Source organism: Microcoleus sp. FACHB-68 (assembly GCF_014695715.1).
Lineage (GTDB): Bacteria > Cyanobacteriota > Cyanobacteriia > Cyanobacteriales > Oscillatoriaceae > FACHB-68.
Map to the genome: position 1 here is coordinate 280,986 of NZ_JACJOT010000008.1, position 14,332 is coordinate 295,317.

A 14,332-nucleotide genomic window follows, 5' to 3' on the forward strand; every position below is an offset into this window, starting at 1 on the left:
ATGAAAGATAAATTACTCGATTGGCTAAATCTGTTTTTAGTGGCGGATGTCTTCCTCGTGTTGTTTAGCTTCGCTTGGCTGGCGGCTGCGGTTATAGGGCGCGGGGCTGGGGTTCCTCTAGGACTCGATTTGTGGTACAAGCTTTGGCAGCCGGTTTTTACTCCAGCCATCGGGATTTTGATGGGGGGTGCGATTCTTAGTGGCATTATCAGTCAGATTACTAAGCGCCTGAAATCTAACTAAGCGCTAAGAAAAGCGCAATGCCGACTTTGTAGGGGAAAAGAGATTCTGAATACTTTTCAGAAGAAAGGAATTGCTTAGTGGAATGCAGCGAAGTTCAGCCATCAAACCGGCCTGCCCTTAGCGGAAAATTGGCGTTTAGACAAGCGATCTTGCTGAGGGTCTAGGAGATTCTTAAGGTGGCCAGAATGCGACAACAATCGCATTTAAGGCTTACCTATTTCTTGGAGATTATTAGAAAGTTGAAGAATTGCCAGAAACACCTTGGGGAACAGAAAAGCCAATTTATTAAACAGTCTTCGGACTCATTCAAGCTTGGGCATTTCTGACGAAAAAGTTGATAAAATCCTGCCTAAAGGGTTGATTAATGATACGATATATATACATAAAATAAAATTGCTAATGCCGTCTAATTTCCAACCGCTTCCCCGGCTCAAAGCTAAGCAAGTACGGGAGTATGGGAAGCAATATTATATTAATGAGCAAGGTGTTCGTTTACCGAGTGTGACGACGATTCTGAGTGCCACGAAACCTCAAGAAGATCGGGATCGGCTGGCGCAGTGGCAGCAGCGTGTTGGTGTAGAGGAAGCTTACCGCATTTCTTCAACGGCGGGACGCAGGGGAACGGGCACTCACAAGCACATTGAACGCTATCTTTTGGGTGAGGATGTTATTTGTCCAGATGGGATAAAGCCTTATTGGGAAAGTGTTGAGCCGGTGTTGCAAGAAATTGAGGATGTGCGATTGGTTGAAGGCAATATTTTTCACTACGATTTGCGCTACGCCGGCAGGGTAGATTGTGTTGCGAGTTATCGCGGGATTCCCTGTGTTTGTGACTGGAAAACTGCCGATTCTCCTAAAGGTTCAGTTGAGCGTTTGTACGATTATCCGCTCCAATTAGCTGCCTATGCCGGCGCGGTTAATCATTCTTATCAAGATTGCGGGATTGAAATCAATCATGCAATGTTAGTGGTGGCGATTCCTGAAATGCCGGCTGAGGTGTTTTGGTTTGAGCCGGCAGTCGTCATGGATTATTGGTGCCGGTGGCAAGAAAGAGTCAAGACTTTTTGGCAGCGTCAAAGCTGGTAAAGCTGTAGGAAACATTTACTTTTTTCCCTACAGCTACGCCCATTAAAAACTACTCTTCTACCTACAGCAGAAAATCGATAAATTTATCCAATTTTTCACTATTGTCTGAAGCCGTGTCATTGGCTAATTGTCTCAACTTTTTCAAATTCTCCTCTGACACATTATCCATTTCTGCCATTGGACTGTGATTTGGTATAACCGTATTAATTCTTAGGTATTGTTCTGGGGTTTTGATCGTATCAAAAACCTGAAGTAATTGAAAATGTACGGTTTCGGCAACCCCCGTCATAATGATATTAATAATCGGGTTAACCCATTGGATTTTTCCCCAATCTTTTGCTTGAGCGTAAGAGTAAGATTCTTTAATATCGCCTGTCCCCAAGGATAAGACCACCATATCTTTTGCACTCGGATTTGCTTGTGATGGATCTTCCGGTGTTGGCTTTCGCTGTAATTTTGTTCGGGCTTCGGCATAGGCGCATAGTGTTGGGTTATTTGCAAAAACTCCCCCATCGATATAAGGATAGCTTTTAGAGGCAAGTGATGTAATTTTTGCTACTTCAAAAAACGTGGGCGCGGCAGAAGTCGCTCGCGCTGCATCTCTAACAAAATAATTTTGATCTAAATCTTTTATGGCATCATGCTGAGTAAAAAATCGAGCTTTTCTTGCTTCAATATCATAAGCGGTAATTAAACACGGCTTGAGTAATTGGCTCAGCTTTAAATCTTTAAAGTACTCTGTTAATAAATTCTCTATGGGTGCTGATGGGTATTTTTCATCGGTGATGCCTGCTAAAGATTGCAATTTTTTAAAGAACGGAGCTGAAAAAATTTGGCCTCCTCTATCTAGATAAATATCGACTGCGTTTTTTGCAGTAAATTTAGGTCTTGTTGGATTTTTTTCATCAGGACACAAATAAATGCAGGTTAAAATACCTCCTGTACTGGTGCCGGCAATCAAATCGAAATAATCGGCAATTCTTGCATCTGGATTGCCTGTCCGATTCTTAATTTTTTCTTCCAGTGTTACTAAAACTTGTCCCGGTATAATTCCCCGAATTCCGCCCCCGTCAATTGAAAGAATTCTGGTGTATTTTGACATGGTTATTTGAGTTCCCTGTAGATTGATTTGTTTGCAATCTTAGCAGATGAGAGGTGGAATTTGTTTATCTTGTAACAGATGTTTAAATGTGCCCAATATGGGGATCATAAAAGCTCCGCCAAGCCAATTTTTCGAGCTGCTAGCATATAACGGAAAATATATTCTATCAGCTCAATATAATTATACGCGCTTGCTTGGGAGTCAGCCCAAACCGTGACACCGTGATCTCGGATGAGCAATACCGGCACTTGCGGCGGCTCAACCTGAAAACGCGTGCGAATGTCAGCGGCAATTTCAGGCACTTGGAAATGATTTTCAAACATCGGCACTGTGACTTTAGGATTTTTCTCCCAAATTCCCAGCCCTTTTAGCATTTCGATTGCCGGCAAAGGTAGCCCCTCGTGATTACTCATCCGAGAGATTAAATTTGCTTCAATTGAGTGAACATGATAGCAGGCTTGGGCTTTTGGAAAACAGGCATATATCGCTTCATGAATGCTTGTTTCAGCAGAAGGGCGGGCATCAGGATGGGGCTGCTCTAGCACTGTACCATCAAGTGCTACGCGGATAAAATCGTTAGGTGTTAAATGCCCCTTATTGCGCCCACTGGCAGTAATCCAAAAGCTGCCATCGGGCACCCGCGCCGAGAGGTTGCCGGCGGTGCCAACCATCCAGCCTTGCGTGTAAAAATGGCTGGCTGCTGCAATTAAATTTTGTCTGGGATCGGTGTTCATCTATATAATAGTCCTGAGTTGATGAGTGCTGATTGCTGAGTTTAAGAGAAGAGAGTTTTTGGATAAAAGTTCTGAGTGGAAGCAGAGAGGTTTTTGAGGGGTTTATTAGATTATTTTACAGAAATTTTATTCACTGTCTCTCTCTCCAGCAGAGGCAAGATTTTATTACTTAAGGGGATTGCGAAGATAACCCCAAATGCCGCCCCGGAAATTGGTTTCAACCACTGGATTGGCAGAGGAATCGTATCCTACAGTAGTTTCCCATTTTCCGCCCACATTTACCAGTGCCATGCCATCAGAAAACGAATAAGCGTTGTCAAATTGTGCTGGGAATACAAATTTGCCGGTTTTGTCGATAAAACCGGCTTTGTTGCCGATTCTTACCAGCGCTAACCCTTCCGAAAAGGGTGCGGCTTCAGCTTCTATAGCGTTTTTAGGGCCATAAAATTGCGGCTGAATCACGAGCTTTCCAGTTTTGTCGATATAACCCCATTTTCCCCCCACTCTCGCTGCGGCTAGCCCTTCTGAAAATGAGCGGGAATCTTCAAGTTGTTGGGAAGAAAAGACAAAATTTCCGGTTTTATCAATATAGCCGGTTCCGATATTTGCTAAGCCGTCGGAAAAAGGATAAGCAAAGCTATAGAGTGGCTCAATAACAAAGTTCCCCGTTTTATCAATATACCCCCACTGGGAAAGAGCGCCTTCTCTTTCAGGAGGTGCGTAGACAGCGGCTAACCCTTCGGAAAAGGAATAAGCGAGGCTAAATTTGGGCGGAATAACGAGAGTGCCGGTGGTGTTAATATAGCCGTATTTTTCGCCAATTTTGACTCGCGCCATCCCATCGGAGAAAGCTTCAGCCGCATCAAATTGCTGCGGAGTGACGAAGTCGCCGGTTTTGTTGATATAACCCCATTTTTCGCCTATTTTTGCGGGGGCTAATCCATCGGCAAAGGAACTGGCAGAAGTAAATGGAGGTTGAATGATGAAGTTGCCGGCTCTATCGATATAACCCCATTTTTCGCCTAATTTCGCCGGCGCTAACCCTTCAGAAAAGGAACCGGCGTGATCAAATTTGGGTTGAATGATAAAGTTGCCGGTTTTATCAATAAACCCAGATTTGGTATTAACTGTTACCATTGCTAGTCCTTCTGAAAAGGAAGCCGCCCAATAAAATTGCGGCTGAATGGCAAATAACTCGCTGCCGGCAACATACTGTTTGGGAACTGTATTCGACAGATGTAATGCCTGAGAAAGCATCGCAGCGACTTCCCCTCTCGTTGCATCTTGATTCGGTTTTAGCTGTTTAATATTAGGATAGTTAACAACCAAAAGTCCTGCGGTTGCTGCCGCGACTGCATTGATGGCGTAGTTAGGAATTTGCATTGCATCTTCATAATATCTCTTGAGAATTTCCGAAGAATTTGCAGGGGCGGTATATTTTAGCCCATTTGCTAAGATTACCAATGCTTGTACTCGCTGCAGTTTTCGCGTCGGCTGAAAGGTGCCATCAGGATAGCCGGTAAAAAATTCTTTTTCATAAGCCGTTTTAACCGCTTCGTAAGCCCAGTGAGTTGCCGGCACATCTTTAAAGGTAATAGCGTTGCGTTTTTTTTCTATATTCGGGAACGCTTTGCACATCAAAACAGCAAATTCTGCACGGGTAATGGTTGCATCGGGGCGAAAGCTGCCATCTGGGTAGCCACCAGCTATTTTTAGCGTTTGCAGTTGGGAAATACACGCTTGCGCCCAGTGCTTTTCGATGTCAGAAAAGGAAGATGCCATAAGGTTAGATTAGAAAGTTATATTTGGCATTTTAGATAGAAGCTGATAGGGCTTTCTCTAAAACTTAATGATTTTTCCACCGGCTGGTCAACTGTTTCCGGATATCAACAAAATCATTCCAGGGAATATAAGCTTTTTGCCGCTCATCTAGATAGTCTGCAAGACGATCTCGCGCAAAAACCAGAGATGCTTGCATCGCCATATTTAAATCTGTAACTGAATCTCCAATTGCTATGAATTCATCAGCCTGATATTGTGCCATCACCGGCACCTTTGCCAGTAACTCTGTTTCTCCCTCAAAATCTGAGTGTACTTGCAGATATTCACTGCTCGTTTTGACATCTACAGCATAAATGGCATGGATGCGATTTAACAGGGGTTCAAGCACCGTTTGTACGATCCCCCGCACTCCTCCGGAAACGACGACAAAAGGCACTCCTTCTGCATCCAAGAAATCAAGTAATTCGACTAAACCTGGGCGCATCACTTTGGCGCGGGCGAATTCAATTATTTCGGGATATCTTTGTGAGGGGATAGATTCTAAAAGTTGACGCACGCCTTCTCGCAATGTTAATCGCAAGGCATACATTTCGGGCATGAGTTTGGCGGAAAGTTCGGGGGTAAAGTGTTTGAGCATTCCAACAAAGGTTTCTTCTGCGGTGATGGTGCCGTCAAAGTCACAGAAAACGATTCGTTTCATTTTTGGTTGGTTAAAATTTTTTATATTTTCTCATAGCTTGGGAATTAAAGTTAGGAAAATATGGATTTTTAAATTAACCGCAGATTAACGCAGATTAACGCAGATGGATTATTCTATTGGTGATTAGGTTTTTAAATTTTGATTGGGGAGGATTGCCAGAGGAGGCTGCCGGTTAAACCGAAATGATCAGAAGGAAAGACTTTTGGGTATTTGGGAGAAATTGGCTTTGTTCCCAACATTTCAATCGAATCTGGTTGCCAATTGAGCGAATCTGAGCGGATAAAGATTCGATCAAAGCGGACTTTTCTTTCTTTTCCTTTTCGCTCAAGTCTCATAATATTAATATCTGTATCTTCCGTGTAACCGGCTTCTTCGCTTCTCAAAACTGCCCACATATCTTGGTATCTGCTATCAATATTATCGTTTTCGCTTTTCCAAGAAGAACAAAAGTTAAAATCTCCCATGAGCAAAGCATGAGGTGAATCTTGAATGAGGGGAAAAATTAAAGAAAGCTGTTCGGCGCGAAGAGAGGCGGAAGATTTTTGACTTTCTAAATGTACGGTTGCAATTTTAATAACTTCTCCATTCACACACAGTTCAGAAATTAATAATGTGCGGTTCATGGCGCTAGGTAATTTATAAAAAGATAACCGGCTTATGGGAATTCTCGACAGAAATAACACCCCGTAGGGAGTAACGGTTGCCCCTTTAGCGTCAGAAATATAGTAATTATTTCTTACCCATTCTTGCTGTAAAAGAATTTTCAAAAAGCTGGGGGTGACTTCTTGCAAACTGATGACATCGGCATCGCAATCATGTAATATTTGCAGTAAAGCTTCGCAACGGTTTTTGCGGTAATATTCTGAAAACCAAACATTATAAGTAACCAGCGTTAATTGAGTAGCGGTAATATTAACACCGGCATCTGCATTATCCACCCAAGACCGTTTTTTTTGGTTAAATTTTTGTGGGGTTAGTTGTTTTCCCAAACTTAACTTCATTCGTTCAGGTTGCACCCCACTTTTCAACGGCACGGCGCAAGGGGCCATTTGGTAAAGACTCTAGCTCAAACGCTTTACCTTCTCCCCACCATTCCAGCGCCTCAAAGAAAGCTTGAACCCCTGCTGCCGCCCCATCTGGGTGATCCATGATCCCCGTACCGGCATTAAGAATTACCTGCTGCCCGTAATCTGCCAGCGCTTTGGGGACAATTCCGGGATGGATGCCGGCGGAGGGAACGGGAAAAACATTGCGAACCCGCAAATTATCCCGAATTCGGGCTTCCTCCCCCGCATCAAACGGCAAACTGCCATAGTGGGCGGGATAGAGCACCGCATCTGCCCCGGCATAAGCCATCAGCGTCCCCAACACCACCGAGTAAGCCATGCCATGTTCAGGGGCGGCACACAGGGCACCGGCAAGGGCTGGATGCACAAAAACCGGCACGTCAATTTCCGGATCAGATGCCAGTTGTTCCAAGACTGAAAAGCCGTAGGAAAGCACGTTCAGCAGCAGTGCATTCGCACCTTCTGCAACGAGACGTTTCGCCATTTCTACCGGGTTTTTGCCGGTAACGTTCACCGCATAAAGCACGGTACGCCCGGTTTCTCGCTTCACCGCATCCAGCACTTTGCGGCAAGCTTGCAAGCGTTGCAACGTGGGTGCGCCGGCCAAGTCGCCCATGATTTCATCATCTTTAATAATATCGAGACCGGCACCGGCCACCTCTTTTAAAATCGCGGCATGATCTTCAGCAGAAAGACCCAAAGCCGGTTTAAAAATGGCCATAATTAAAGGCCGATCACGCACACCCAGACGTTCCCGAATGCCGGTGATCCCGAATTTGGGACGTGTGCCATAACCCTCTGGCAGCCGTACCGCCACCACTTTTGCCGCACCTGCCATCGAATATTTCCCGAAAATCATCGTTAGCAGACTGGGTATGTCGTTCTCGACATTCGCCACGGGAAAACGGATCGTCGCTAAACTGTGCCCAGTCGGTTCACTGCTGACGGCAACAACTTCAGCTAAATGCGAACGCAGCGACTCCTCACGGTGGGCAAAACGGGCATCCCAAGTGCCGGCAGTTTGCCCAACTGCAATCATTTTGGCTTGTCGTGAGGCATCGATGCCGGGAGGAAAGCGGTAGTCTACTTCAATCGTCATCGGTCAATTGTCAGGTGTCAGGTGCAATGATATTGATCAACCGGCAACTGCCAGAGGACGGAGGCGAATTTCGGTGCCGGTGTACTCAGGCGTCCATCCCTCGGTGCCGATAAAGTAACGCACTGCTTTAATGCGGCGTCCTTCTGTGAGATAAAACCAGTGTTCCGTGCCGGCGGGTACGTTGATATACTCTTCAGGCTGCACGGTTAGTTCCACCTGACTGCCATCCGGGCGCACAAACCCAAACACGCCTTCGCCGGCGATGATGTAGCGCACTTCGTCATCCGCGTGAGTGTGGCAAGGCTTGAATTTTGACAGCAAGGTGTCGAGATTGGGGATTTCTGGATGCAGTACAATCAGGTCGCGCGATTGATAGCCATCGGTGCGTTGAAGTTCCTCGAAATAGCCATCAAGGTTTTGCAACAATTGCTCTTTTTCAGCATCACCCAGCACATCTTTGGCAAGCAGGGCGCGAGTTTCGGGATTTTCCCCCACCGGCCACCGGCTGAGCTTAATATTTAAAGGCGCTAATTCAGCGGCAATCTCAATCAGATCCGTGAGTTGGGTGCCATTTTCGAGTTGTAGAATGGCCATAGCGCACCTCCGGTTAGTTGTGGGGATAAGCTCAGTGGGCTGAGCGGAACACTGACAACTGTATCAAAAATTTCCCTGGTTTATCGAGTTTAGATGCTGTAATGGTTGGCCGGCGCTGGGTTTAAATCGAGTGCGGCAACGACCGCTTCACAATTCTTAAGAATATCGATTTTGGACGGTAGCCCTACAGGATGTGGCCGGCACCGATAAAGGACTCCGCAAACCTGGCCTGCTTTTCAGCTGATTTATCCAAGAAACAACCAGACTCTTTAACAGGATTTTGTATAGAATAAAATCAATATCTTTCAAAAAAACTTTGATGTAAAGCGGCACAAGATAACTGAAATGAACGTCCTAGTGAGCAGTGTTGGGGAAAACAAAGTCTTTTAAGTCTGTTTTCTAGCAACAGCTTATTTAAAACCCCGATCTTTTTCCATCCGATAACCGTTACAAAACACCTTTTCAGGAGTGTAATTTTACAATGATGCAATCTTTTAAATTAATGAAAAAAAGAACGCAAAGCGTCAATAATGATGAAAGCATGATAGTGCTGGGCGTTCATATGTCAGGAGTGATTGGCTGTGACGTAAAACCACTTCATCTTCCGCGTTCTGTTGTGGAGAAATACTTTAAGTCGCCGCAAGCAAGAATTGCCATACAAAATTGTATAGCCCAAGCCAAAGATAACCCCTTGCAAGTTTACCGGCCAAACATTCAAATTCGAGTGCAAGTCACTCCAGGAATTGCACTCGCCATTAAAACCAGCAATATTCAATCGATCTTGGGTCTTCAACAATTTCTAGAAGAGATCAAGAATGAAACCAATTATTTAACTGTAATAGGCCGCTCTGCAAAAGAAGATGAACTTTTACAAATTTAAATAAAACACAAGGTTAAGCCCAATAAAATGAACTTGTAAAAGTTTTAATTTAAATAATGCCAATTAACCGCATAATTCTTAACAGTAATTAAGCAGCAACCAGCAACATTGCATAGGTAACTGCACCCAAGGCAAATGCCCAAAACTTGCTTTGACGTTGTTCTGGTAATTCTTCTTTAATGACATTGAGAATAATTCCGCCGGCTAAAAAAGCAAAAAGCAGCGCCAGTGCAGGTTTGTGAATGGGAATAGCCAGCCCCATTACCCACCCCACAAGAATTGCAGATGCTAACACCCAACGACCCAATTGATCGTAGGTGGATTTGTGATGTTGCCGCAGGCTGTGATCGTTCACCAGAAAATGCAAAGCCATCGCCATAAAAAAGAAGAAAAGGCTGAGCCAGCCCGGTTCCTCGCGGTGAACAACCAGGTATCCAATTAAAGCGTTATAAGCAGCAAAGGAACCAATATGCAGCCAAAATACTTCTTGACTTGTCACATCTGCGTTTCCTTCTTCCAGATTCTGCCGGCGTGACACTTTTGCCAGTTGTTCCAACCCGTAAAATACGGCAAATCCTAACAAAGCTATGAGGTAAACATGGTGTTCTAAAAAGCCAAGGATAAAAATATTTGTCTTCTCAACAGTCTGTTGTCCCTCGCTAAGTTCGGGGAAAATATGAACAAAAACATAAGCCACAGAAGCGCCGCCGGCAAATGAAAGCCAGCGATGGCGAGGAATGCTATCAAGAAAACGCAGCCGGCCTGAGAAAAGGTGAACAATGGCTAGCCCAGCCGCAAAGAGAAAGTAAAGCATAAATAAAACTTTTACTGATACTTATTGAGGCAACGGCGTTATTGTAGCTTGAGCCGAACTCTCAGCATTCAGCTTCTATGCTAATCTCTACAATCTCAACCCCTCTCTGGCAACAAACTCTTTCCATCTTTAGATAGAGGCAATATTTTAATAATATCTATCTTAAGAGGGATGCAAGTTAATATTTTGTACTAATAAAAGATAATAGCTTCCTGAATAGGGCCTCGGCAACTGTTGAGTCTTCCCAAGTTTATTTTAGGCGAAAGTTCTGTGAAGTGTTAAATAACGCCACTGTCCGCTTTTAGAATTCATCTTCTTCTACTTCAGCGTTACATAGCACTCGATTTTATTTAAAACAGGCAAGGCCATATAATTTTGCTGAGATAGGTTTCAACATAGGTTTCAACAACAGCAATCAATCACAATCTACACCCAAAGGTAGTTTACCTGTTAGCGATCCCAAGGTTAAGTTTATTAATATCAATGAAAATGAAATTGCTTGAGGACAGAGATATGACAATAGAAAAAAAGCCAGTTTCTAAGCATGAAGCTAATGAGAATCCTTTAATCGATAGTCCTTCAACAACCCCGCACTACGATAGAGGACTGATCCCGGCTGAAGTCGCTGCCCGCGAAGAACGGGAGCATGATACGTTCAGACGCACTCCCTCCAAAGAAAACGATCAAGCCGCCAAAACCGACGATCAAACCGATCCAGAGAGCATCGACACCACCTCCGGCTACTCAGTAGACAAAGAAGGTTTGGTTGATAACTTTGCCATTGAACCGGAAATGTACATCAACGAACCCGGTGACTTGCGTGAAAAAGAGGAAGCCCTCAAAAGAGAACACGCTCAAGAACTCAAAGACGCCAACGAAGACGAAGACGGAAAGCTGACAATGGATCGCGATACGCGTCCCAAGGGTCCAGGTCTGATCTAAATTAAAAATTCTGTCTAATTCATTTCTCACAATAACGCTATCACCCGCCTAGCATGAAATTCCAGGCGGGTGATTCTGTTTGGGCACACTCAAAGACACGATTCGCTTAAGCAGAAATAAAGTCTCTGCTAAGTCTTGCTGATTTGGTTTAGCGGTTGGGTAAGCTGATAGGTTCTTGCGGTAAATAACAAACCAACAACTTTAAAAAGTAGATAGGAAGAAACCACTCCATTCCAGGAACTCTTGCGAGAACGTAATTGTGCAGTACAATGCAGCCCATATACAACAAAATTGATTCTGCACGCTGGAGGGGGAGGGGCGAGAGAAGGATGATAGTTGCTGCGATAATCAGGTAACTATAGGCCAATAAAAAGTATGCCCAATCCCCCCCTATATATAACCAGGCGATGACCGCTGGGTGAAGATGGAATGCGATAAACAAGAAGTGATATTTAAACCCGTGTTCTGGCTTATGGTGCCAATTCTTAGTCGTTTGGGTAACGTTGATTATCGCCCCACCCACTAGATCGAAAGCAATGATCGCAGCAATAATCAGTTGCACTGCATTCCATCCGAGTTCATTGATAACTGCATAAAGGGGCACGGTAACCGCAGCTAGAAGGGAAGGAATTAGCCCTAACAATATCTCTGATACGGGCATCCTAGGCCCAACAATTAAGTCCCAGATTCCCAGTAGCCCTTGCCTGGGGATCGGCAAGGCATTCATATCTGTTTTCAGTCCACTCATGGTTTTGTTTATTCTTCTAAATTTCTCAATTTTAATGGATTTTCTATGGCGCTAAGTAACACGGAAAGTTTGCCTTTTAAACTAATTCATTTTGATTTTTTATTTAAATAAAGTTAAGCTATAAAGCTATTGTTCATTCGATTAAAATTTTTTATAATCTTTCTTTTTAAAGGTTATGCCGGCAATCATCACAAACAGACACTGCCCCGCCCATCCTCCTACTTTTGAGCGCGAACCAAGAATTTTGTCGTATCTTCCCAGACTCCCTGATCCGTTGCGAGTCTCTGAATTTCGGCGCTGTACTCAACTTGGAACTGCTCTAATTGTTCCGGTGACAGTTTAGACAGCAGTGGATTGCCTTTAAAGCTTAAATTAATCACCTTCCCTGATAACTTGTCATCACTGAAACTACGATGCCGGCCTGATGGCACAATTTCAATTTGGATATCTCTAAAACCCGCTTGCTGGAGCAAACTTTGACATTTCTTAGGAGTGCCAAGTGGTTCGAGGATATGTGACAGCGATACACCCAAAACTCTAGTGCAGATACTTTTGTAAACATCTGCTAAATAAGCCGTTTCTGGCGGAGAGGTAAATGCAACAAACCCTCCTGGTTTAAGGAAGCGATACCACTTTTGCAAACTTGCAGGGATGTCAGTAAAAAGGACAAATGCCTCACAGCAAAAGATGACATCAAAACTACTATCACTAAAGTTTATAGATTCCGCATCTGCCTCAATTAATTCGATGTTTTGCAAGCCGGCTGCTTCAACCTTTTCTCTAGCTTGATGAAGCATTCCAGGGGTCATATCTATGCCAATGACATAACCCTCTGAACCAACTTTCTCAGCGGCGGGAATCGCAACTAAACCCGTTCCAGTCGCAACATCAAGGATTTTCTGCCCCTTCTGAATTGGGACAGATTCAAGTAGAAGTTTGGCTTCAAGCGGATGGCGAGTTCCTTCCTCCCGATCATAGGCAGTTCTAGAATTGTAAAGTTCTATGACCAACTGCTGATAAGCATCCATAACTCTTTGAAGTGGCAATCTTTCTGAATATCGCTATATTACTTCAATGTGGAGTGAGCCGGTGATCAGGCAGAGGGTGCCGGTGAAGCCGGTGAGGGTATCCAGAAAAGTTTGGCTAAAACCTTGGGGTGCGGCGTGTAGGGGCGACCTAGAAGATGAGAATGGGGTGTCTATCCCACTGTAGGAAGTATTTTTTGACCAGTTGCCGGTAGATATCGGCGGAGACGTTATCGAAGCAAGCTGCCGGCACTTCAGAGGAGTTGGAGGGTTTGGTGGAATCCTTCGGGTAGTAGTAAGATGGAAAAATGAATTCAAGGTTGTTTTATGTCAAATCCTGAATTATTGGCTCAACTTCGCCAGTTATCCCATGCTGAGAAGGTTGAAGTGATGCAGTTTTTAACCGCTGAATTAGCGAAAGAAGAAGGTTTAAAGTTCTTAGATAATGGCGTTCCTTATCGTGCTTGGTCGCCTTATGATTATAGTGAAGCTGCTCAAAAATTAATGAGCTTATTAGAACAAGAAAAAACGACAGAAAATGCGAAATGCTAAACGATTTCCTTTTATCGAACGAAGGAATCAAGCAGGAGAAGCTAATGTTTTTCCCTGCGTACCTATAACTTTAAATCATCAAAATTGCGTTTTAGAAACTGTTACTGAACCAATACCTTCGTGAAGAACTAGGAGGAAATATATGAGCAACATATCTTTTCACGAAATTATAGATTCTATTGAAAAGCTCTCTTTTGAAGAGCAAGATAGTTTGTTTGAACTCATCAAAAAAAGAAGAATTGAAAAGCGACGTTTGGAAATTGCTGCCAATGCTAAAGCTACTTTAGAATTTTTAAAAGAAGGAACAGCAAAAAAAGGAAGTGTAGATGATTTAATTGCAGATTTATTGGACGATAAAGACGATGAAGATAGTTTGGGATAATCGTTTTAAACGTGCTTTTAGAAAGTTTATAAAAAAGAATCCTGAAATGAGCGACAGGATTATTAATGTGCTGACTTTATTAAGTATTGATCATCTGACGCCTTCTTTAAAATCTCATAAATTAACAGGTTCTTTGGAGGGCTTATGGTCTTGTTCGGTTGCTTATGATTGTCGGATTATCTTCACTTTTTCTCAAGACGAGGAATCAGAAGAGTCTCTGATTGTTTTAGTTGATCTTGGCTCCCATGATGAAGTTTATTAATTTGAAACCTCTTATAGATTAGATTTCTAAAATAGTGCGTTGAAGCCAAGTAATAATAGTTTGGATGAGGCGGGGATCTTGGGGTAAGATGGTGGGATGAGGTGTGCCGGCAATCAGGCAGATTGTAGCGTCGAAGTCAATTTTGAGTTCTGTGAGGGTGCGTGGTTTGCCTTCTGTGGATTTAGGGCAGTGGAGTTTTTGATGAGTTGCCGATAGATGCCGGCGGCAGGGTTATCGCAGTTATCGAAGCAAGGTGCCGGCACTTCAGAGGAGTTGGAGGGTTTGGTCGAGGTTGGTTTTGGTGAGTTAGCTTTGTAGGA

The 14,332-nt window shown here is 43.8% G+C and carries 18 protein-coding genes; 7 read left to right on the plus strand and 11 right to left on the minus strand.

What is annotated here, in order from left to right:
- Complete coding sequence (locus H6F73_RS10265; protein WP_190759598.1) at nt 1-243, plus strand: hypothetical protein; 243 nt, start codon at nt 1-3, stop codon at nt 241-243.
- A gap of 399 nt (nt 244-642) precedes the next feature.
- Entirely contained in the window at nt 643-1,329 is a 687-nt protein-coding gene (locus H6F73_RS10270; RefSeq protein ID WP_190758682.1) for a PD-(D/E)XK nuclease family protein, read from the plus strand.
- A 61-nt stretch (nt 1,330-1,390) separates the two neighbouring features.
- Here the strand turns inward: H6F73_RS10270 and H6F73_RS10275 are convergent, their stop codons facing one another.
- The 7 genes from H6F73_RS10275 to H6F73_RS10305 all read right to left on the minus strand — a co-directional run bounded on the left by H6F73_RS10275 (nt 1,391) and on the right by H6F73_RS10305 (nt 8,407).
- Nucleotides 1,391-2,431 carry a patatin-like phospholipase family protein gene (locus H6F73_RS10275; RefSeq protein ID WP_190758683.1) on the minus strand — a complete coding sequence of 347 codons (1,041 nt, stop codon included), beginning with the start codon at nt 2,429-2,431 and terminating at the stop codon, nt 1,391-1,393.
- A gap of 104 nt (nt 2,432-2,535) precedes the next feature.
- A complete protein-coding gene (gene mtnB / locus H6F73_RS10280; RefSeq protein ID WP_190758684.1) occupies nt 2,536-3,165 on the minus strand; it encodes a methylthioribulose 1-phosphate dehydratase in 630 nt (209 codons plus the stop codon).
- A 165-nt stretch (nt 3,166-3,330) separates the two neighbouring features.
- The gene (locus tag H6F73_RS10285; RefSeq protein WP_190758685.1) at nt 3,331-4,947 is read right to left on the minus strand and encodes a WG repeat-containing protein; all 1,617 of its coding nucleotides are present in this window, start codon (nt 4,945-4,947) and stop codon (nt 3,331-3,333) included.
- Nucleotides 4,948-5,011: 64 nt separating this feature from the next.
- Nucleotides 5,012-5,647, minus strand: coding sequence for an HAD-IB family phosphatase (locus H6F73_RS10290; RefSeq protein ID WP_190758686.1), 636 nt, complete (start codon nt 5,645-5,647; stop codon nt 5,012-5,014).
- 131 nt (nt 5,648-5,778) lie between these two features.
- Nucleotides 5,779-6,663 carry an endonuclease/exonuclease/phosphatase family protein gene (locus tag H6F73_RS10295; RefSeq protein ID WP_190758687.1) on the minus strand — a complete coding sequence of 295 codons (885 nt, stop codon included), beginning with the start codon at nt 6,661-6,663 and terminating at the stop codon, nt 5,779-5,781.
- Complete coding sequence (locus tag H6F73_RS10300; protein WP_190758688.1) at nt 6,653-7,813, minus strand: RuBisCO large subunit C-terminal-like domain-containing protein; 1,161 nt, start codon at nt 7,811-7,813, stop codon at nt 6,653-6,655. The genes H6F73_RS10295 and H6F73_RS10300 overlap by 11 nt, the downstream gene beginning before the upstream one ends.
- Before the next feature lie 36 nt (nt 7,814-7,849).
- Entirely contained in the window at nt 7,850-8,407 is a 558-nt protein-coding gene (locus H6F73_RS10305; RefSeq protein WP_190758689.1) for a cupin domain-containing protein, read from the minus strand.
- Between the two features lie 481 nt (nt 8,408-8,888).
- On the opposite strand from H6F73_RS10305, the gene H6F73_RS10310 reads away from it, so the two are divergent.
- The gene (locus H6F73_RS10310; RefSeq protein ID WP_190758690.1) at nt 8,889-9,287 is read left to right on the plus strand and encodes a hypothetical protein; all 399 of its coding nucleotides are present in this window, start codon (nt 8,889-8,891) and stop codon (nt 9,285-9,287) included.
- Nucleotides 9,288-9,375: 88 nt separating this feature from the next.
- On the opposite strand, the gene H6F73_RS10315 is transcribed toward H6F73_RS10310, so the two are convergent.
- On the minus strand, nt 9,376-10,101 hold the full coding sequence (locus H6F73_RS10315; RefSeq protein WP_190758691.1) for a hypothetical protein: 726 nt from the start codon (nt 10,099-10,101) through the stop codon (nt 9,376-9,378).
- A gap of 513 nt (nt 10,102-10,614) precedes the next feature.
- On the opposite strand from H6F73_RS10315, the gene H6F73_RS10320 reads away from it, so the two are divergent.
- Entirely contained in the window at nt 10,615-11,043 is a 429-nt protein-coding gene (locus tag H6F73_RS10320) for a hypothetical protein (protein ID WP_242072410.1), read from the plus strand.
- Between the two features lie 148 nt (nt 11,044-11,191).
- Here the strand turns inward: H6F73_RS10320 and H6F73_RS10325 are convergent, their stop codons facing one another.
- The 3 genes from H6F73_RS10325 to H6F73_RS10335 form a co-directional block, all read right to left on the minus strand.
- The gene (locus H6F73_RS10325; protein WP_190758692.1) at nt 11,192-11,791 is read right to left on the minus strand and encodes a hypothetical protein; all 600 of its coding nucleotides are present in this window, start codon (nt 11,789-11,791) and stop codon (nt 11,192-11,194) included.
- Nucleotides 11,792-12,009: 218 nt separating this feature from the next.
- On the minus strand, nt 12,010-12,819 hold the full coding sequence (locus H6F73_RS10330; protein WP_190758693.1) for a methyltransferase domain-containing protein: 810 nt from the start codon (nt 12,817-12,819) through the stop codon (nt 12,010-12,012).
- Nucleotides 12,820-12,852: 33 nt separating this feature from the next.
- On the minus strand, nt 12,853-13,134 hold the full coding sequence (locus H6F73_RS10335; RefSeq protein ID WP_190758694.1) for a hypothetical protein: 282 nt from the start codon (nt 13,132-13,134) through the stop codon (nt 12,853-12,855).
- A gap of 9 nt (nt 13,135-13,143) precedes the next feature.
- Here H6F73_RS10335 and H6F73_RS10340 point away from each other — a divergent pair, with 9 nt between their 5' ends.
- The 3 genes from H6F73_RS10340 to H6F73_RS10350 all read left to right on the plus strand — a co-directional run bounded on the left by H6F73_RS10340 (nt 13,144) and on the right by H6F73_RS10350 (nt 14,012).
- On the plus strand, nt 13,144-13,368 hold the full coding sequence (locus H6F73_RS10340) for a hypothetical protein (protein WP_190758695.1): 225 nt from the start codon (nt 13,144-13,146) through the stop codon (nt 13,366-13,368).
- 142 nt (nt 13,369-13,510) lie between these two features.
- A complete protein-coding gene (locus H6F73_RS10345) occupies nt 13,511-13,750 on the plus strand; it encodes a hypothetical protein (protein ID WP_190758696.1) in 240 nt (79 codons plus the stop codon).
- The gene (locus tag H6F73_RS10350) at nt 13,731-14,012 is read left to right on the plus strand and encodes a type II toxin-antitoxin system mRNA interferase toxin, RelE/StbE family (protein WP_190758697.1); all 282 of its coding nucleotides are present in this window, start codon (nt 13,731-13,733) and stop codon (nt 14,010-14,012) included. The genes H6F73_RS10345 and H6F73_RS10350 overlap by 20 nt, the downstream gene beginning before the upstream one ends.
- Nucleotides 14,013-14,332: the final 320 nt, after the last annotated feature.

What these genes read in the sequence shown, in the direction of transcription:
- H6F73_RS10265 (WP_190759598.1), top strand. Translation starts at nt 1, where the DNA reads ATGAAAGATAAATTACTCGATTGGCTAAATCTGTTTTTAGTGGCGGAT.
- H6F73_RS10270 (WP_190758682.1), top strand. Translation starts at nt 643, where the DNA reads ATGCCGTCTAATTTCCAACCGCTTCCCCGGCTCAAAGCTAAGCAAGTA.
- H6F73_RS10275 (WP_190758683.1), bottom strand. Translation starts at nt 2,431, where the DNA reads ATGTCAAAATACACCAGAATTCTTTCAATTGACGGGGGCGGAATTCGG.
- mtnB (WP_190758684.1), bottom strand. Translation starts at nt 3,165, where the DNA reads ATGAACACCGATCCCAGACAAAATTTAATTGCAGCAGCCAGCCATTTT.
- H6F73_RS10285 (WP_190758685.1), bottom strand. Translation starts at nt 4,947, where the DNA reads ATGGCATCTTCCTTTTCTGACATCGAAAAGCACTGGGCGCAAGCGTGT.
- H6F73_RS10290 (WP_190758686.1), bottom strand. Translation starts at nt 5,647, where the DNA reads ATGAAACGAATCGTTTTCTGTGACTTTGACGGCACCATCACCGCAGAA.
- H6F73_RS10300 (WP_190758688.1), bottom strand. Translation starts at nt 7,813, where the DNA reads ATGACGATTGAAGTAGACTACCGCTTTCCTCCCGGCATCGATGCCTCA.
- H6F73_RS10305 (WP_190758689.1), bottom strand. Translation starts at nt 8,407, where the DNA reads ATGGCCATTCTACAACTCGAAAATGGCACCCAACTCACGGATCTGATT.
- H6F73_RS10310 (WP_190758690.1), top strand. Translation starts at nt 8,889, where the DNA reads ATGATGCAATCTTTTAAATTAATGAAAAAAAGAACGCAAAGCGTCAAT.
- H6F73_RS10315 (WP_190758691.1), bottom strand. Translation starts at nt 10,101, where the DNA reads ATGCTTTACTTTCTCTTTGCGGCTGGGCTAGCCATTGTTCACCTTTTC.
- H6F73_RS10320 (WP_242072410.1), top strand. Translation starts at nt 10,615, where the DNA reads ATGACAATAGAAAAAAAGCCAGTTTCTAAGCATGAAGCTAATGAGAAT.
- H6F73_RS10325 (WP_190758692.1), bottom strand. Translation starts at nt 11,791, where the DNA reads ATGAGTGGACTGAAAACAGATATGAATGCCTTGCCGATCCCCAGGCAA.
- H6F73_RS10330 (WP_190758693.1), bottom strand. Translation starts at nt 12,819, where the DNA reads ATGGATGCTTATCAGCAGTTGGTCATAGAACTTTACAATTCTAGAACT.
- H6F73_RS10340 (WP_190758695.1), top strand. Translation starts at nt 13,144, where the DNA reads ATGTCAAATCCTGAATTATTGGCTCAACTTCGCCAGTTATCCCATGCT.
- H6F73_RS10345 (WP_190758696.1), top strand. Translation starts at nt 13,511, where the DNA reads ATGAGCAACATATCTTTTCACGAAATTATAGATTCTATTGAAAAGCTC.
- H6F73_RS10350 (WP_190758697.1), top strand. Translation starts at nt 13,731, where the DNA reads ATGAAGATAGTTTGGGATAATCGTTTTAAACGTGCTTTTAGAAAGTTT.